This is a genomic window from Kitasatospora sp. NPDC097691, assembly GCF_040302665.1.
Taxonomy (GTDB): Bacteria; Actinomycetota; Actinomycetes; order Streptomycetales; family Streptomycetaceae; genus Kitasatospora.
Genome location: NZ_JBEORY010000009.1, coordinates 76,524 through 94,138, shown reverse-complemented (window position 1 = coordinate 94,138; position 17,615 = coordinate 76,524). Strand labels below are relative to the sequence as shown.

The following is a 17,615-nucleotide window of genomic DNA, read 5'->3' as shown; positions in this document are numbered from 1 at the left end:
GAGGAGCGCACCGCCGTCCTCACCAGGGGGGGACATCCGCCTGGTGCTGAGCAGTCCCCTGGCCGACGAGCACCCGGACGCCGACTACACCAGGCGCCACGGCGACGGCGTCTCGGACATCGCGCTGGGCACCGCGGACGCCGCGGGCGCCTTCGCCGAGGCCGTCCGGCGAGGAGCGCGTCCGCTCGCCGAGCCGGTCCGCCGGGGCGGCGTCGTCACCGCGTCCGTGGCCGGATTCGGCGACGTGGCCCACACCTTCGTCCAGCGGCCCGCGTCCCGCCCGCCCGTCGACGAGGCGGCGACCGACACCGGGCTGCGGCACGTGGACCACTTCGCCGTGTGCGTGGAAGCCGGCACGCTCGACGCCACCGTGGAGTTCTACCAGCGGGTCCTGGACTTCCGGATGATCTTCGAGGAGCAGGTCCTCGTCGGCTCGCAGGCCATGAACTCCAAGGTGGTGCAGAGCCGTTCGGGCCTGGTCACGCTGACCGTCATCGAGCCTGACACCACCCGCGACCCGGGGCAGATCGACGGGTTCCTCAAGAACCACGGCGGCGCCGGCGTCCAGCACGTCGCCTTCACCACCGACGACATCGTGCGCTCCGTCACGACGATGCGCTCCGCCGGCGTCGAGTTCCTCGACACCCCCGACGCGTACTACGGCCGGCTCCCCGAGCGGCTGGCGCTGTCCCGCCACTCGCCCGAACTGCTCGGCGAGCTGCGCATCCTGGCCGACGAGGACCACGCCGGACAGCTGTACCAGATCTTCACCCACTCCACCCACCCGGACCGGACGCTCTTCTTCGAGGTGATCGAACGCGCGGGGGCCACCACCTTCGGCAGCGGCAACATCCGCGCACTGTACGAGGCCGTGGCAGCGGAGGAGGAGTGATGACCGGCACCGAACACCCGGCCCTCTCGGCGCCACCCGGCCTGGCCGAGCTGCGGCGCGCGGCACACGCCGCCACGGCGCCCGAGGTGTGGGACTTCGTCGAGGGCGGCAGCGGCCGGGAGACGACCCTGACCGCGAACCGGGCCGCCTTCGACGAGGTGGCCCTGGTACCCAGGGTGCTGACCGACGTGGCCTCCGCCGACTGCGGCGGACGGCTGCTGGGCTCCGACGTCGCCATGCCGCTGCTCGTGGCACCCATGGCCTACCAGCGCCTGCTGCATCCCGACGGCGAACTCGCCGCGGCCCGGGCGGCCCGCGCCGCGGGGGTGCCCTTCGTCCTCAGCACCCTCAGCAGCCACCCCATGGAGGCGGTGGTCGACACCGGCGCGGACGTGTGGTTCCAGCTGTACTGGCTGCGCGAGCGCCAGGCACGGGAGGAACTCGTGGCCCGGGCCGAGCAACTCGGCTGCCGGGCCCTGGTGGTGACCGTGGACGTGCCGGTCATGGGCCGGCGCTGGCGGGACGTGGGCAACGGGTTCACGCTGCCCCCGCACGTCCGGGCCGCGCTGCTCGGCCCCGGGCTCGACGACCTGGCGCACCGCCCGGCGTCGGGGGTGTCCGCCGTGGCCGCCCACACCCGGTCGCTCTTCGGCGTCCCGAACCTGTCGGAGCTGGAACGGCTGCGCCGGCGCACGGAACTCCCCCTCGTGGTCAAGGGGATCCTGGACCCACAGGACGCCCGGCGGGCCGTGGAGTGCGGCGCCGACGCCGTGGTGGTGTCCAATCACGGCGGGCGCCAACTCGACGGCGCCGTCCCGAGCATCGCCCAGCTGCCCGCAGTGGTCGACGCGGTCGGCGGGCAGTGCGAGGTCCTGCTGGACAGCGGAGTGCGCACCGGCACGGACGTCCTGCGCGCCCTGGCCCTCGGGGCGGCCGGTGTGCTGCTGGGCCGTCCGCTGCTGTGGGGCCTGGCGGCCGACGGCGAGAAGGGAGTCGCCCGGGTGCTGTCCGTCCTCCACGAGGAGCTGCGCGAGAGCATGCTCCTCGCCGGCTGCGCCGACCTGGCCGCCGCCGCCGGGCTGAACACCCGCGGACGGAGGCAGGGTGACTGACCACCACCGTGCCACGGGAGCCGCCGGCCCGGACGTCACCGGCCCGGACGTCACCGAGCCGGACCCGGCCGACCTGGAACTCCCCGACCTGGAACTCGCCGACCTGCACGCCTCGTTGGAGGACCCGGCGCTCGCCTCCATGACCTTCCTCAACGAGGTCACCGCGCGCTACCCGAACGCCCTCTCCTTCGCCCCGGGCCGGCCGACCGAGGAGCACTTCGACGTCCGGTCGGTGCACCGCCACCTGGAGCGGTTCTGCGACCACCTGTCGAGGGACCTCGGCCACGGCCCCGCCGAGGTGAACCGCACCCTGTGCCAGTACGGCCGGACCAGCGGCATCGTGCACGACCTCATCGCCCGCCACCTGGAGGTGGACGAGGGGATGCAGGTCGATCCGGAGTCGATCGTCGTCACCGTCGGCTGCCAGGAGGCGATGTTCCTGACCCTGCGCAGCCTGCGCCGGGACGAGCGCGACGTCGTCCTGGCCGTGGCACCGACCTACGTCGGGCTGACCGGCGCGGCGCGGCTGGTCGACCTGCCGGTGGTGCCGGTGGCGAGCGGCGCCACCGGCATCGACCTGACGGACCTGGCCGCGAAGCTGCGTCTGGTCCGCGAGCGCGGCCTGCGTCCCCGCGGCTGCTACGTCGTACCCGACTTCGCGAACCCGTCCGGGCTGCGCATGGACCTCGCGACCCGCCGTGCCCTGCTCGACCTGGCCGCCCGCGAGGGGATCCTCCTGCTCGAGGACAACCCGTACGGGATGTTCCACGACGGTTCGGGGCGGCTCCCCACCTTGAAGGCACTCGACACCGACCGGACGGTGGTGTACCTCGGTTCGTTCGCGAAGACGGTGCTCCCCGGTGCCCGGGTGGGCTACCTGATCGCCGATCAGCGGGTGCGGGACGCGCAGGGGCGGGTCGGCGGATTCGCCGAGCAGCTGTCGCGGATCAAGAGCATGGTCACCGTGAACACCTCGCCCGTCTCGCAGGCCGTCATCGGCGGCGCCCTGCTGGAGAACGATTTCAGCCTGGCCCGCGGAACCGTCCGCGAACGGCAGAGCTATCAACGCAATCTGGCGCACCTTCTGCGCGGCCTGGAATCACGGTTCCAGCGGTGCCCGGACGTGTCCTGGAACACCCCGCACGGCGGTTTCTTCGTCGTCGTCAGTGTGCCGTTCGCCGCCGACGACGAATTGCTCGAACGATCCGGTCAGGAGTTCGGGGTGCTCTGGACCCCGATGTCGCATTTCTATGACGGAAAGGAGGGGCGGAACCAGCTCCGACTGTCCTGCAGTTCGCTCTCCGACGAACAGCTGGAAGAAGGCCTGAACAGGCTTGCGGCTCTTTTCGCCGACCGCGGCGTCGATCCGTGTTGACAGGAACCCCGGCCCGATGCCTGACTGTAGTAGCGTGAGCACGAATATGACAGTCGGGAGTCGAGTTGTTACGTTGTGAAGGCGTCGGCAAGCGGTACGGCGCGGGGCGGTGGATCCTCAGCGATGTGGACATGGCGGTCTCCGCCGGCGACGTCGTCGCGGTGGTGGGCACCAACGGTTCCGGGAAGTCGACCCTGCTGAGAATCCTCGCCGGGCTGTCCCGGCCCACGTCCGGCACGGTGTCGGGCCGACCGTCCGCCGTCGGCTACGTACCGGACCGCTTCACGGCGCACGAACGCATGTCGTCGGTCTCCTACCTCACCCACATGGGGCGGATCCGGGGCATGTCGACCTCCGCCGCCCGCGCCCGCGGCGGCGACCTGCTGGCCCGGCTCGCCCTGGTCGGCGGCCCGGACGCGCCGCTGCGCACGCTCTCCAAGGGCAACGCGCAGAAGGTCGCACTGGCCCAGGCCCTGCTCGTCCGGCCCGACCTGCTGGTCCTCGACGAGCCGTGGTCGGGCCTGGACGCCTCGGCGCACGGCGTCCTGGGCGAGTTCATCGACGACGTGGCCGCGCACGGCGGGGCCGTGGTCTTCACCGACCACCGCGAGGCGATCACCGAGACGCACGCCCGCAGCGCCTACGCCATCACCGACGGCCGGGTCACCCGGCGGGGCGGCCCGCGCGCCGGGGCCCCCGCCCCGATGGTCGAGCTGGTCCTGACCGTGCCGGCCGGCGACACCGTACCGGCCGAGGTGGACTGGTACGCCCTGCCGGGCGTGGCGGACGCCGCCCGGCGCGGCCGGTACCTCGTCGTACGGGTGACCCGGGAACACTCGGACACCGCCCTGCTGACCGCGCTGCAGCACGGCTGGTCGGTGGACGCGGTGACCTCCCGGGCCGACGCCCACACCTCCCGGGCCGACACCTCCCGGACCGACGCGGGGAGTGCCGCCCGATGATCGCCATGGTCCGCTACCTGTTCACGGTCCTGCTGCTCTCCCAGCGCTACCTCGCCCCGCTGCTCCTGTTCGTCGGCCTGGCCGCCGTACTGACCAGCAGCGACAGCGGGCCGCTCCCCGCCACCTACTCCGCGGTGGCCGGGGCCATGCTGCTGTGCTCCGCCTGGCTCACCATGGCGCTGATCGGCCTGGAGGACCCGCCGCACCGCGCGATCGTGGTCGTCGGCGCCGGCAGCCACCTGCGGGTCCTGCTCGGCTCGGTCGCGACCGCCGCCGCGTGGTGCCTGCTGCTGACCGGGGCCGGCCTCGGGCTGCCGCTGGTGTTCGGGACCCACACCGTCCACCCGGCCGACCTGGTGCTCGGGACGGAGGCCCAACTGGTCTGCGCCCTCACCGGCATGGCCGTCGGACTGCTCTGCTCACGCCTGGTGTTCCGGCGCCAGGGCTACGCACTCGTCGCCGCCCTGGTGCTGCTGCTCGCCGCCCTGCTCGGCAAGGGCGTGTCCCCGGTCAACCTCCTGCTGACCGACCTCCAGCACGCGTCGGCCTCGGCGGACGTCCTGGGCTCCACCAGCGTCCTGGTCGGCGCCGCCGCGGCGCTGCTCGCGGCCGGAACGGCGGCCACCCACGCGATCACCGTCCGGAAGAGCTGAGGGCCGGGCCCGCCGTTCCGGTGTGCCCGGCACCGGCACGGCGGGCTCCCCCGGTCCGCGGCCTCCGGCGCCTACGCGGCCCGCCGCACCTCCGCCACCGCGCTCTCCGCGCCCGGGACCTCCCGCACCGAACGCAGCTCGGAGCGGAACAGCACGACCGCCGCGGCCACCGACGCCAACCCGGTCAGCACGAGCGCCCACCCGGTGCCGGCCTCCGGCCCCAGGGCGCCGCCCAGGAGATCGGCGGCCACCCCGCCCAGCAGGGCTCCCAACGGCATCGCGCAGAAGTTGACGGTCCGGGACGTCGCGTGCACCCGGCCCAGCAGATCCGGCCTGGTCACCGACTGCCGCAGGGTGGTGATCGTGGCGTTCCACACCGGCACCCACACCGAGGCCGAGGCCCCGACCACCACCAGGGTCGGTACGGCCGGCAGCCACAGGGCCAGCGGGGCAGCCGCCCACACGGCGCCGGAGGCACAGGCGGCGACGAGGGTCGTCCCCAGGCCGAACCGGGCCAGCAGCCGGTCCGCCAGCCACGCCCCGCCCACCCCGCCGAGGCCCACCAGGGTGAAGAGCACCCCGACGGTCCCGGGCGGGAGCCCGAGGGTCCGGTAGGCGAAGAGCAGCGACACCGTGGAGGCTGCCGCGTTCCCCAGGTTCCGCACCACGGCGGCCACCGTCGCGGGGCGCAGCAGCGGATGCCGCCACAGCGCCACGACGCCCTCCCGCATCTCGGCGAACAGCGAAGCCCCGGGCCGCCGGGGCGGTGCTGGGGGCTCGGGGGTCCGAAGGCTCATGAGCGTCACGACCGGCACGACGAACGCGGCGGCGATCACCGCCAGCGCCGTCGTACCGGAGAGGAACTGGCCCAGCAGGCCGCCCAGGGCCGGCGCGCCGAGCATCGCGAGCGAGGTGGACACCTCCAGCCTGGCGTTCGCCCGCGGCAGCATGTCCCGCGGCAGCAGGGTCGGCAGGTGCGACTGGTTGGCGACGTCGTACAGGACACCGAACGAACCGGCGACGAGCGCCGCCGCGCACAGTTGCGCCATGCCCAGCGCCCCGGCGGCGGCAGCCAGGGGGATCGCGGCGAGCGCCAGCATCGTCCCCACGGTCGCCAGCATCATGGCCGGCCTGCGCCGCCGGCGGTCCATCACGACACCGGCGAAGAGCGCCAGGACCGGATACGGGGCGGTGCCCGCCGCATTCAGCAGACCGACGCCCAGATCGGATGCGTGGAACAGCACGATGGCCATGGTGGGGAAGAGGAAGATCGCCACCTGATGGCCCATGACGCTCACGGTCTGGCCCAGCCAGTACCAGTGGAAGTCGCGCCGGGCCGCCCGGTCCGCCCGCCCGGCCGCGCGGTCCGGTTCGACGGCCGCCACGCGATCTGCGCGGGCCCCGCTCTCCGCCCGCCGCGCCCCGGTCATTTCCTCCCCCGTCCCGGTCGGCTCCCACCGACACATCCGGGCAATTGAAACACGCGCATTCCGGGTCGTCGACCGGGTCACGGGAATATGGATAAACCAGTGGAGTCGCTCCGGAAGATGAGGGTCCGATTCCCTCGCCCTACGGGATCCGGACCTCGATCCGAGCCCGGTGCCCGTTTTGGGAATTTCGGACCGACCGGACGGGCAGAAGTTCCGGTCGACCCCCCTCGCCCGACGTCCGATTGGTGGCGGTATAAATCCTGGCGCTTCATACGAACCACCTGATAGGTTGTTTGCCACCCCCACCGGACAGGGTCCCGGACGGCTGATCGATCCGGCCGCCGCGAAGGCAGGGACAGGCCCGACAAGTCATCGCCGAAGCTTTCTCGTGCTCCCCCTGCGCGATATCGAGAAATTCGACCGACTTTCGCCGATGGCGTCGGATGTGCGCATTGCGCGCCGGGCCGGCCGCGATCCGACGAAGGAACGGCGCCGCCCGGCCGACAACCGATGATTGGCGCACTCACCCGGTATTTGGCATGTTTCGGTCAACGATTCGGTGGCCAGTAATCCCTGGAGACAAGCGGCCAGTCCCCGAGTTCGGGGGACCGATGGAACTGGCACGGAGGAAGCTGTGTCGAACCGAAACACGCAAGCACCGACTCTTGACGACTGTCGCACCATCGACCTGTACGGCATCCGGCGCGGCTGCGGTGACGCCGCCGACGACGACGGCAACCAGGAGTCCGACTGTCGTCCCACCCGCCACGCCACCGCCCCGTACGTCCCACCGGCCGTGGTGGCCGCGGGCCACCGGTTGCCGCCGCCCCACCGGTGGCCCCGGCCCGACTCCCAACACCGTTACCCCGGAAGTGCCTTGGAGGAGGAGCGACGACGGCTGCGGGACGACATCCACGACGGCCTCAGCGGCACGCTGGCCGGCATCCGACTCCGGCTCGACACGGCGATCTCCCGGCTCGGCCACGACCCGTGCCTGCGCCGCCTGGTCGTGGACGCCGCCGCCGAGACCGCGCGCGCCGTCGAGGAGATGCGGTCGGCCCTGCACGGACTCGTCCCCCCGGACCTCGCCACCGACGAGGGGCTGACCGTCGCCCTGCGCCGACTGGCCTCCCGGGCCGCCCGGGCGAGCGAGGACGTGCTGGTGGTCGCCGACCTTCCGTTCGACCCGCTCCCACTGGCCCCCGTGGTGGAGGCCGCCGCCTACCGAATCGCAGCCGAGGGGCTCGGCAACGCGCTGCGCCACTCGGGAGCCGACACGGTGACCGTACGGTTGCGGGCCGAGCGAACCTGTCTGGTACTCGACATCCAGGACGACGGTGTGGGCATCGGGCAGACCGTCGACCGGGGCACCGGCCTGCGGTCGATGCGCCGGAGAGCCGAGGAAGTGGGCGGCTTCTGTGTGGTGATGCGGGTGCCCAGCGGGACGCTGTTGCGAGCCATGCTGCCACGGGGAGAGCGATGACCGTCCGGGTGTTCCTGGTCGAGGACCACCCCATGTTCCGTGAGGGAGTCCGCTACGCGTTGGAAGGCGCCGAGGGCATCGTGCTGGCCGGCGAGGCGTCCTCGGCCGCGGACGCGCTGGACCAGCTGCGCGAGCTGGACCCGGGCCCGGACGTGGTGCTGATGGACCTCCGGCTGGGCAGCGAGTCGGGCATCGACGTGACCCGGGCGATCACCGCCGGCGCCGGGGCCGCCGGGCGACCGGCGCGGGCGCCCCAGGTCCTGGTGATGTCGGCCTCGGAGGAGGACGACGCCGTGGTGGCCGCGATCCGCGCGGGTGCCCGCGGCTACCTGGTGAAGGGCGCCTCGCGGGAAGAGCTGTGCCGAGCCATCTCGACCGTGGCGACCGGCGCCGCGGTGTTCTCTCCCTCTGTCGCGATGCGGTTCGGCAGCTACTTCGAGGCGATGCAACAGGACACGGGGCGCGCCGCGTTCCCGGACCTGACCGAGCGCGAGCGCGAGGTGCTGGACCTGCTGGCCCGGGGCTGGAGCAACCACCGGATCGCCCGTGAACTGACCCTGGCGGACAAGACGGTGCGCAACCACGTCTCGCGGGTGCTGCGCAAGCTGGAGGTGGAGCGGCGCGGGGAAGCGATGGTGCGGGCACGGTCCGCCGGGCTGGGCGAGTGAGCCGGGAGCCGGCAGCCGGGCGTCCGTCCGGGACGCCCTGGGCCGGCTCCCGACCCTGGGCCGTGGCGCCGGCCGGTCATGTCCGCGGTGCGCCGCCGACCGGGGCACGGCGGGTGCGGGCCCGGCCGGTCAGACCCGGTGGCGCGGGGTGAGCAGGCCGCTCTCGTAGCCGATGATGACCAGCTGGACGCGGTCCCGGGCACCGAGCTTGTCCAGCAGGTGCCCGAGGTGGGTCTTCACCGTCGCGGCGGAGACGTACAGCTCCTGCGCGATCTCGGCGTTGGAGCGCCCAAGGCCCACCAGGTGGAGCACCTGCCGCTCCCGGCCGGTCAGCCCGTCCAGCGCGGGCGGCGGACCGGCCGGCTCGGCGGCCGGGTGACGGCAGAACTCCGAGATCAGCCGCCGGGTGACACTCGGCGACAGCAGGCTCTCCCCCGCGGCCACCACCCGGATGGCGTGCAGGAGTTCGGCGGGCGGGATGTCCTTGAGCAGGAACCCGGCGGCGCCGGCCCGCAGCGCCGCGAAGACGTGCGCGTCCAGGTCGAACATGGTGAGCATCAGGACCCGCACGCCGGGATTCCGCTCACAGATCGTCCGGGTGGCCTCGATGCCGTCCGTGCCGGGCATCCGCACGTCCATCAGCACCACGTCGGGCCGCTGCTCGGCGACCAGCTCGACCGCCGCGGCACCGTCGGCCGCCTCGCCGACCACGGTCAGGCCGGGTTCGGCATCGATCAGCATCCGGAAGCTGCCGCGCAGCAGCGCCTGATCGTCCACCACCAGGACACGGACGGGCTCGGTCACACGATCCTCCACACGTTCGTCGTTCCGCTCGGGGGCGGTGCGCCCGCCCGGCCGGCCCGGCGTCCCGGCCCCGGACGGTTCGTCCCGCCGGTCCGGTTCAGGGCCCCTCCTGCACTGACGCCCCGGTCCGGTACGGCAGTTCGGCACGGACGGCGAAACCGCCCCCGGGCCGCGGCCCGGCCCGGAACCGCCCGCCGAACAGCTCCACCCGCTCCCGCATGCCGATCAGACCGTGGCCGCTCCCAAGGCCGTGACCGCTCGCGTGGCCGGCCGCCTCGGTGGGCCCGTGCCACGTCAGGTACCCGCCGCCCTGGCCCGCCCGGCGGGCGCCGCGGCCGGTCACCGCCCCCTCGTCGGTCACCTCGATCCGCAACTCCCGCCCGTCGGCCACCAGCTCGACCAGGCAGCGGGTCGGTCCGGCGTGCTTGAGCACGTTCGTCAGGGCCTCCTGCACCACCCGGTACGCCGAACCCTGCACCCCCTGCGGCAGATCGGCCGTGCCCTCGGTGCGCAGCTCGGCGGTGAGCCCGGCCGCGGTGGCACCGGCCACCAGATCGGGCAGCGCCGCGAGCCCGGGCGCCGGCCGGAGCCCGTCCACGCCGTCGGCGTCCGGATCGGACTCCCCGGCCCGCAGCACGCTGAGCATCTGCCGCATCTCGCTCAGCGCGGAGCGGCTGGCCGTCTCGATCACCCGCAGGGCCTCGCCCGCCCCCTCCGGACGGGTGGCCAGCAGGTGATTGGCCACGCCAGCCTTCACCGCGATCACCCCGACGTGGTGCGCCACGATGTCGTGCAACTCCCGGGCGATCCGCAGCCGTTCCTCCGCGACGGCCTCCACCGCGACCCGCCGGGCCGAGCGGGCGGCGTGCGCGCGACGCTCGCGGACCGCCCGACCGAGCACCCAGGCCATCCCGGCCAGCGCCACGCCGGACACCCGGACCACGAGGTCCTGACCGGCGCCGTCGGGCGAGCCCGAGATCAGGACCATCACCAGCACCCCGGCGCTCACCGCCCCGATCACCGGGGTGGGCACCCGCCGGGCCGGCGTGGTGACCGCCACCTGGTAGAGCGCGAAGGCCACCGCGAGGAACGGCTCCCGGACGGAACCGACCACCGACGCCGCCACCGAGGCCACCGTGACCACCGCGCAGACCGCCGCCGGGCGGGCCCGCCGCAGGGCCAGCGGCAGCCCCATCACCGCCGCGAGGGCGATCCGGGCCGGCCACCCGCCGGAGGAGCTCCACCCCGGGCCCGGCAGCGCCAGGAAGAGCCCGGCCAGCGCCACGGCCACCACGCCGTCGACGGCGACCGACTCGCCGCGGCTCAGCGGTCGGAGGGCACCGTCGCGGTACGACGTCAGCCAGGTCGGCGGGAGTTGGACCATGCGATCACCGTAGCCGTACCGACGGGGTCGGTGCCTCGGCCCCGGGAATGACCGACCGTGGTAGGAGACGGCGCCGGTGGAGCCCGTCGTCTCCACCGCCCGGTGGAGGCCACGGTTCGGATCACCGGCCGATGTGCGACGGCGCCGCTCCACGACACCCTGATGTCGTGATCGAACTAAGGCAACTGACGAAGCGCTATCGCGACACCGTCGCGATCGACGGCCTCACCTTCACGGTCCGGCCCGGCCGGGTGACGGGCTTCCTCGGCCCGAACGGGGCCGGCAAGTCCACCACCATGCGCATGATGCTCGGCCTGGACCGACCCGACGCGGGTGACGTCCGCTACGACGGCAAGGCCTACCACGAACTGCGCGAACCCCTGCGCCACGTCGGCGCGCTGCTGGAGGCCAAGGCGGTGCAGAACAGCCGCTCCGCGTACCACCACCTGCTGTGGCTCGCCCAGACCAACCGGATCGGCCGCGCCCGGGTCCGCGAGGTGCTCGCCATGGTGGGCCTGGAGTCCGTCGCCTCCCGGCGGGCCGGCGGCTTCTCCCTCGGCATGGGCCAGCGGCTCGGCATCGCCGCCGCACTGCTCGGCGACCCGCAGGTGCTGCTGCTGGACGAACCGGTCAACGGCCTCGACCCGGAGGGCGTGCGCTGGATCCGCACGCTGTTGCAGGACCTGGCGGCCGACGGCCGGACGGTCCTGGTCTCCAGCCACCTGATGAGCGAGATGGCGATCACCGCCGAGCACCTGGTGGTGATCGGGCGCGGCAAGCTGCTCGCCGACACCGGCATGGACGAATTCATCGCCGACAACTGCCGTCCCCAGGCACTCGTCCGCACCTCGGAGCCGGAGCGGCTGCTGGGCGTCCTGACGCGCGCAGGACTGACGGCGCGCCAGGAGGAGCGCGGCGCCGTCGTCGTCGACGACGCCGGGACGGAGGAGGTGGGCCGGATCGCGGCCGGGGCGGGGCTCGTCCTCGGAGAGCTGGCCACCCGCACGGCCTCCCTGGAGGACGCGTTCCTCCGCCTCACCGGTGACGCCGCCCAGTACCGCGCCGAGGCCTTCACGGGAGGGAGCCGGCATGTCCTCTAACGCACCCGCAGCCGTGGTCCGGGCCGAACTCACCAAGATCGGGACGGTCCGCTCGTCGCTCGTCCCGCTCCTCATCGCCCTGGTCGTCAGCGTCGGGATCGGCGTGCTGAACGGCGCTTCGGCGCGCTCGGCGATCGACCGGAACAGCAGCCTGCTGCGCCCCGACTTCAATCCGGTGGACGCCGGGTTCGTCGGCGTCCAGTTCGGCCAGCTGGCGCTGATCGCCTTCGCGGCACTCATGGTCTGCACCGAGTACGGCAGCGGCATGATCCGCACCTCACTCGCCGCGGTGCCCAGCCGCGGCCTCCTCTACCTGGCAAAGATCACCGCCGCCGCCACGGTGGCCCTGCTCGTGGCCGTACCGACCGCGTTCCTCGCCTTCCTCGCCTCCCAGCGGGCGCTGGGCCCGCACGGCGTCGGGCTCGGCCACCCCGGAGCGCTCCGCGCCGTCCTCGGGGCCTGCCTCTACCTGACCCTGATGTGCCTGTTCTCGCTGGGCGTCGCAACGATGCTGCGCAGTACGGCGCTCGCGCTCTCGCTGCTGTTCGCCTTCGTCTTCGTGCTCTCGCCGGTGGCCAACGCCGTCCCGGCCCTGCGTAGCGCCGCCCGCTACCTGCCCGACCACGCCGGTGCCGAGGTCATGAAGGCCGATCCGAGCCTCGGCCCAGGCACGGGCCTGCTGGTCCTCGCCGCCTGGGCGGCGGCGGCCCTGCTGGCCGGCTACCTCACGCTGCGCAGCCGGGACAGCTGACCCCCGGGCGGGCCGGCCCGATGGACGTCCGGTTACGGCAGAGGCACCCGACTTGACGGGACACCCGGTCCCGACGGGACACCCGGCCTGCCAGGGCATCCGGCCCGAGCGGAGCCGGGCGGTTCGGCGGGACCGGAACAGGACGGATGCCCCACGCAATCGGGACTCCCGCCCGCATACGTTCTTCATGTCCGAACGGACGGACGGGGCAGACGAGTTGGCTGCCGCGTCAACCGCTATCCCCTTGGAGGGACACCATGGAGAACACCACCGTGTACGAGACCCCGGCCCTGGTCGAGATCGGCGACTTCACCGAGCTCACGCTGTGCACCCCGTGGGGCAGCTGCCGTGACTTCCTCGGCTGCGGCAGCGCGCCGGTCTGCGTCGGCTGACGCTCCGTTCTAGCACCAGCCGGTAGTCAGTAGCACACGATCCGGCCGAAGCAGGAGGCCGACGGTGGCGGACCATCCCGCTGCCGTCGGCCTCCCTGCACGCTGGGACCACGAAGAGGGGCGGGAAAGTGGAAATCATCATCCTCCCGGACTGTCCGGGAGCCGGGGAGCTGCTCGCCGAACACCGCCGCGGGTTCGGGGCCATGAGGGTGGACCACCCCTCGGGCCGTCCCTGGCTGGTCGGCCACTGGAACGAGGCGGACCTCACCCTGACCACCGCCGGCCCGCGCCGACTCGCCGTGTTCGGAAGGACCGTGTTCGACACCGGACAGGCCGAACGCCTCCTCGACCGCGCCCGTTCCCCGCAAGAACTGGACCGGCTGGCGGGCCGCATTCCCGGCGGCGTCCACCTGATCGCCTCGTTCGACGGCCGGGTCCGCGCCCAGGGTTCCGTGTCCGGTTCCCGCCAGGTCTTCCATGCCGACGTCGGCGGGCTGACCTTCGCCTCCGACAGTCCCGCTCCACTCGCCGCGCTCGCGGGCGCCGAGGTCGACGAGGTCTCCCTGGCACTGCGGCTGCTGTCTCCGCTCGCCCCCTGGCCGCTCTCCCAGCGCTGCGTGTGGACCGGCGTCGACGCGCTCGCCTCCGGGCACTGGCTCGACCTCACCACCGACGGCCGGGCCCGCCAAGTGCGTTGGTGGCAGCCGCCGGCCGCCGACCGGACGGCCGGGGAAGCGGCGCTCGCGGTGCGAGAGGCCCTCACCGAAGCCGTCGAGGTCCGCGCGGTCGGCCACGGCACCGTCAGCGCCGACCTCTCCGGCGGCCTCGACTCCACCGCGCTCTGCTTCCTCGCCCACCAGGTCGGCGCCGAGCTGAACACGTACCACGTCACGCCGTGGGATCCGGCCAACGAGGACTCCCGCTGGGCCCGGCGCGCCGCCGAGGAGATGTCCGGCGCGGCCCACCGGATCCTTCCCGCGGAGCGCCCGGCCAACTGGTTCGACGCCGCCCCGGCCGACGACGGGCCCGGTGCCGGCGGCCCCGGTGCCGGTCGGCTCGACACGGGCGAAGGCCCGCCGCTGTGGGGCGCCGGCTCCGCCCACCTGGTCGACCTGACCGGCGTGGTCGCCGCCGAGGGATCACGTATGCACCTGATGGGCGTCGGCGGTGACGAACTGTTCGGCGCGATGCCCGCCTACCTCTGGTCGCTGATGCGCAGTCGTCCCCTGCAGGGCATCCCGGTGGTCCACCGCTACCGCCTGCTCAACCGCTGGCGCCTGGCGGACACCGTGCGCGGCCTCGCCGACCGGACGCCCTTCGCCCGCTACATCGCCCTCGCCGCCCGCGAGCTGACCGCGCCGACGCCGCGGCAGCCGGCCCTCAGCCTCGGCTGGACGGGCGGCGCCCGGATGCCCCCGTGGGCCACCGACCGCGCGGTCCAGCTGGTCCGCGGCGCCCTCTTCGACGCCGCCGCGAGCGCCGTCGCCCCCCTCGACCCGGACCGGGTCCGCCACCAGGTGCTCGAGTTCTGTCTGTACGAGGGCGCGCTGATCCGGCAGACCCGCCACGCCTGCGCTGCCTTCGGCGTCGAGTGGGACGCCCCCATGCTCGACGACCGGGTCCTGGAGGCGTCCCTCTCCGCCCGGGTCGCGGACCGCGTCCGCCCCGGCCGGTACAAGCCGCTCCTGGTCGACGCGATGCGCGGCAGCGTCCCCGACGACATCCTCGACCGGTCCGACAAGGGCGAGTTCAGCGCCGAGCTGTTCGAGGGCCTGCGCCGCAACCGGGCCGCCTTCCTGGCGATGTGCGAGCGGCTGCGCCTGGCGGAGCTCGGCCTCGTGAACCCGGCGGTCCTCCGCACGGCACTGATCAGCCCCTCGCCGGAGAGCCGGCACCTGACGCCCTTCCAGTCCACGGTGGCCTGCGAGAACTGGCTGCGGACCGCCACCGCGCCCGCCCTGGCCACCCCCCACCTCCACGAGGAACACTGATGACGATCGCCCTGCCCCGCCACGTGCTGGCCACCGAGACCGAGTCCGGCCTGGTCCTGCTCGACGAACGCGGCGGCCGCTACTGGCAGCTGAACGGCTCCGGCGCCACCGCCCTGAAGCTCCTGCTGGCCGGCACGTCCACGCAGGACACCGCCGAGGAACTGACCCGCGGCAGTGCGGTCGGCAGCGACCAGGCCGCCGCCGACATCGCCGCCCTGCTGAACGCACTCAGTCAGGCCGGACTGGTGGTGGTCTCGTGAGCATCCCCGTCGTCTCCGAGCACCGGGTCCCGCTCGGCCTGTGGACCGGCGCCCTGGCCAGGGTCTCGGTCGGCATCGCCCGGCTGCTCGTCATGCTGCCGCCCGGCCGGCTCCGCCGGGTGCTCGCCGTGCTGAGCCGCGGCAGCCGCCCGGCCACCGAACGGCAGGCCGCCTACGCCCGTCAGGCGGCGGTCACGGTCAGCGTCCGCTGCGCCGGCCTCGGCTGCCTCCAGCGATCGGTCGCCGCCGCTGTGATGTGCCGCCTCCAGGGCGCCTGGCCCGACTGGTGCAGCGGATTCCGCACGGAGCCGTTCGGCGCGCACGCCTGGGTCGAGGTCGACGGCCGCCCGGTCGGCGAACCCGCCGACATGTCGCGCTTCCGCACGGTGATCGCCGTCCGCCACCCCCGTTCCGTACCGCAGCCGGCTGCGGCCCCGCACCCCCCGAGGAGGAACGCGTGACCGCGCCCGCCGTCCACACCGACGACCTGGTGAAGCTCTATGGCGGGACCCCGGCCGTCTCCGGTCTCGATCTCACCGTCGAGGCCGGCACCATCTTCGGCTTCCTCGGCCCGAACGGCGCCGGGAAGTCCACCACCATCGGCATGCTCTGCACCATGCTCCGGCCCAGCGCCGGCCGCGCCACCGTAGCCGGCTACGACGTCGCCGAACAGCCCGAGGAGGTCCGCAACCGGATCGGACTCGTCTTCCAGGAGTCCACCCTGGACCTCGACCTCTCGGCCGAGGAGAACCTCCGCTTCTACGCCGAACTGTTCGGCGCCTCACCACGCCAGAGCAAGCCCGTCATCGCCGCCCTCCTCGATCTGGTCGACCTCACCGACCGCAAGGGCACCGCCGTCCGCGACTTCTCCGGCGGGATGCGCCGCCGGCTGGAAATCGCCCGGGGCCTGCTCAACACCCCCCAGGTGCTGTTCCTCGACGAACCCACCACCGGCCTCGACCCGCAGACCCGGGTCGCCGTCTGGGAGCACCTGCGCCGCATCCGCCGGGAGTGGAACACCAGCGTCTTCCTGACCACCCACCACCTGGAGGAGGCCGAGTACTGCGACCGGATCGCGATCATCGACCACGGCAGGATCGTCGCCCAGGGCACCCCGGCCGAACTCAAGGCCGTCGTCAGCGACGACACCGTCCTGTTGCGCACTGGTGACGACGCGGCGGCGGCGACCGCCGTCCGCGAGCGCTTCGGCCTCACCGCCGAGGCCGGCCCGGACGGCGTCCTGGTCAGGGTCGCCGACGGTGCCTCCTTCGTCCCCCGGTTCTGCACCGAGATCGAGGTCCCCGTGCATTCCGTCAGCGTCAAACCGCCCTCGCTCGACGACGTGTTCCTGCACTACACCGGCCGCAGCATCCGCGACACCGACAGCGGCCGGGCCACCATGGGCGACATCGGCCGGAGGGACGTATGAACGAGATCTCGACACCCGTCGCCGCGGGCCCGCGCACGGCCCCGGGCACCGGCCCCACGCCCACGCCCACGCCCACGCCCACCGTGGTGATGGCCGCCCCGCTCCGCCGCAACGCCCGCGCGGTCAGGATGCTCTGGCACCGCGAAGTGGTGCGCTTCGGCCGCAACCGGGTGCAAATCGGCATGGCCCTCGTCACCCCCCTGATGTTCCTGCTGGTCCTGGGCACCGGCCTGCAGGCCGCCCGGAGCGGATCGGACGCCGGGTTCGACGAGTACCGTGCCTTCCTGTTCCCCGGCACCCTGGTGATGGCCACCCAGGCACCGGCCATCGCGGTCGGCATCTCCGTCGTCTGGGACCGCCAGGCCGGCTTCCTGCGGCAGGCCCTGGTCGCCCCGGTCCGGCGCGAGAGCCTGCTGCTCGGCCTCGGCCTGGGCGGCGCCACCTCCGGCGCGCTCTACGGCGGCATGGTGCTGCTGATCGCCGGCCTGGTCGGCATCCCGTACCACCCGCTGCTCCTCGTGGCCCTGCTCGAAGTCGCCCTGGTGGCGCTGACGTTCACCTCCATCGGGATGCTGGCCGCGGTCTGCATCCGCCGGATCGAGGTGTTCCAGGTAGTGGTGAGCCTCTGCCTGATGCCGCTGATGTTCTTCTCCGGCGCGATGTTCCCGGTCGGCGGCCTTCCCGGCTGGCTCGGCATCGCCGTCCTGATCAACCCGCTGACCTACGCGATCGACGCCATTCGCCGCACACTGCCCGGGGACGTGCACATGGGCGGCTACGCGGACGGGCCCGCGATCTTCGGCTGGACCCCGCCGGTCATCGTCGAACTCGGCTTCGTCGCGCTCCTGGCGACCAGCGCGCTGACCATCGCGGCCCGCCGCTTCTCCCGGGGGGAGTGAGCCGTTGTGCGGACACCCAGCCGAGACACG

At 73.4% G+C, this 17,615-nt stretch carries 18 protein-coding genes; 15 read left to right on the top strand and 3 right to left on the bottom strand.

The genetic code is table 11. From position 1 onward, the window contains the following. Positions 1–43: 43 nt before the first annotated feature. The 5 genes from hppD (at position 44) to ABTY56_RS09330 (ending at position 4,994) form a co-directional block, all read left to right on the top strand. A complete protein-coding gene (gene hppD / locus ABTY56_RS09350) occupies positions 44–892 on the top strand; it encodes a 4-hydroxyphenylpyruvate dioxygenase (RefSeq protein WP_350627838.1) in 849 nt (282 codons plus the stop codon). Then, complete coding sequence (locus ABTY56_RS09345; protein ID WP_350627837.1) at positions 892–2,004, top strand: alpha-hydroxy acid oxidase; 1,113 nt, start codon at positions 892–894, stop codon at positions 2,002–2,004. The genes hppD and ABTY56_RS09345 overlap by 1 nt, the downstream gene beginning before the upstream one ends. After that, positions 1,997–3,379, top strand: coding sequence for an aminotransferase-like domain-containing protein (locus tag ABTY56_RS09340; protein WP_502893063.1), 1,383 nt, complete (start codon positions 1,997–1,999; stop codon positions 3,377–3,379). The genes ABTY56_RS09345 and ABTY56_RS09340 overlap by 8 nt, the downstream gene beginning before the upstream one ends. Positions 3,380–3,504: 125 nt before the next feature. Further along, entirely contained in the window at positions 3,505–4,341 is an 837-nt protein-coding gene (locus ABTY56_RS09335) for an ATP-binding cassette domain-containing protein (RefSeq protein WP_350627835.1), read from the top strand. Continuing rightward, positions 4,338–4,994, top strand: a complete 657-nt coding sequence (locus tag ABTY56_RS09330; protein WP_350627833.1) for a hypothetical protein — start codon at positions 4,338–4,340, stop codon at positions 4,992–4,994. The genes ABTY56_RS09335 and ABTY56_RS09330 overlap by 4 nt, the downstream gene beginning before the upstream one ends. A gap of 71 nt (positions 4,995–5,065) precedes the next feature. On the opposite strand, the gene ABTY56_RS09325 is transcribed toward ABTY56_RS09330, so the two are convergent. Further along, positions 5,066–6,379, bottom strand: a complete 1,314-nt coding sequence (locus ABTY56_RS09325) for an MFS transporter (RefSeq protein WP_350627831.1) — start codon at positions 6,377–6,379, stop codon at positions 5,066–5,068. A gap of 679 nt (positions 6,380–7,058) precedes the next feature. On the opposite strand from ABTY56_RS09325, the gene ABTY56_RS09320 reads away from it, so the two are divergent. Both ABTY56_RS09320 and ABTY56_RS09315 read left to right on the top strand, forming a co-directional pair. Further along, a complete protein-coding gene (locus ABTY56_RS09320; protein ID WP_350627830.1) occupies positions 7,059–7,907 on the top strand; it encodes a sensor histidine kinase in 849 nt (282 codons plus the stop codon). Continuing rightward, positions 7,904–8,575 (top strand): response regulator, encoded by a 672-nt coding sequence (locus ABTY56_RS09315; RefSeq protein ID WP_350627828.1) that lies wholly within the window; start codon positions 7,904–7,906, stop codon positions 8,573–8,575. Before ABTY56_RS09320 ends, ABTY56_RS09315 begins: the two co-directional genes overlap by 4 nt. 129 nt (positions 8,576–8,704) lie before the next feature. On the opposite strand, the gene ABTY56_RS09310 is transcribed toward ABTY56_RS09315, so the two are convergent. Both ABTY56_RS09310 and ABTY56_RS09305 read right to left on the bottom strand, forming a co-directional pair. Further along, positions 8,705–9,379: a response regulator gene (locus ABTY56_RS09310; RefSeq protein ID WP_350627826.1), complete on the bottom strand. Its 675-nt coding sequence runs from the start codon at positions 9,377–9,379 to the stop codon at positions 8,705–8,707. Positions 9,380–9,476: 97 nt separating this feature from the next. Further along, positions 9,477–10,763: a sensor histidine kinase gene (locus ABTY56_RS09305; RefSeq protein ID WP_350627824.1), complete on the bottom strand. Its 1,287-nt coding sequence runs from the start codon at positions 10,761–10,763 to the stop codon at positions 9,477–9,479. A 167-nt stretch (positions 10,764–10,930) separates the two neighbouring features. Here ABTY56_RS09305 and ABTY56_RS09300 point away from each other — a divergent pair, with 167 nt between their 5' ends. The 8 genes from ABTY56_RS09300 (at position 10,931) to ABTY56_RS09265 (ending at position 17,585) form a co-directional block, all read left to right on the top strand. Then, positions 10,931–11,863: an ATP-binding cassette domain-containing protein gene (locus ABTY56_RS09300; RefSeq protein ID WP_350627822.1), complete on the top strand. Its 933-nt coding sequence runs from the start codon at positions 10,931–10,933 to the stop codon at positions 11,861–11,863. Continuing rightward, the gene (locus ABTY56_RS09295; protein ID WP_350627820.1) at positions 11,853–12,614 is read left to right on the top strand and encodes an ABC transporter permease; all 762 of its coding nucleotides are present in this window, start codon (positions 11,853–11,855) and stop codon (positions 12,612–12,614) included. The genes ABTY56_RS09300 and ABTY56_RS09295 overlap by 11 nt, the downstream gene beginning before the upstream one ends. Before the next feature lie 257 nt (positions 12,615–12,871). Beyond that, positions 12,872–13,006 carry a lasso RiPP family leader peptide-containing protein gene (locus ABTY56_RS09290; protein WP_350627818.1) on the top strand — a complete coding sequence of 45 codons (135 nt, stop codon included), beginning with the start codon at positions 12,872–12,874 and terminating at the stop codon, positions 13,004–13,006. Positions 13,007–13,134: 128 nt separating this feature from the next. Beyond that, on the top strand, positions 13,135–14,997 hold the full coding sequence (locus tag ABTY56_RS09285; protein WP_350627816.1) for an asparagine synthase-related protein: 1,863 nt from the start codon (positions 13,135–13,137) through the stop codon (positions 14,995–14,997). Next, positions 14,997–15,257, top strand: a complete 261-nt coding sequence (locus tag ABTY56_RS09280; protein WP_350627815.1) for a lasso peptide biosynthesis PqqD family chaperone — start codon at positions 14,997–14,999, stop codon at positions 15,255–15,257. The genes ABTY56_RS09285 and ABTY56_RS09280 overlap by 1 nt, the downstream gene beginning before the upstream one ends. Next, positions 15,254–15,718, top strand: coding sequence for a lasso peptide biosynthesis B2 protein (locus ABTY56_RS09275; protein WP_502893062.1), 465 nt, complete (start codon positions 15,254–15,256; stop codon positions 15,716–15,718). The genes ABTY56_RS09280 and ABTY56_RS09275 overlap by 4 nt, the downstream gene beginning before the upstream one ends. Beyond that, complete coding sequence (locus ABTY56_RS09270) at positions 15,715–16,686, top strand: ABC transporter ATP-binding protein (protein ID WP_350627814.1); 972 nt, start codon at positions 15,715–15,717, stop codon at positions 16,684–16,686. Before ABTY56_RS09275 ends, ABTY56_RS09270 begins: the two co-directional genes overlap by 4 nt. Then, positions 16,683–17,585: an ABC transporter permease gene (locus ABTY56_RS09265; RefSeq protein WP_350627812.1), complete on the top strand. Its 903-nt coding sequence runs from the start codon at positions 16,683–16,685 to the stop codon at positions 17,583–17,585. Before ABTY56_RS09270 ends, ABTY56_RS09265 begins: the two co-directional genes overlap by 4 nt. The last annotated feature ends 30 nt before the right edge of the window (positions 17,586–17,615 follow it).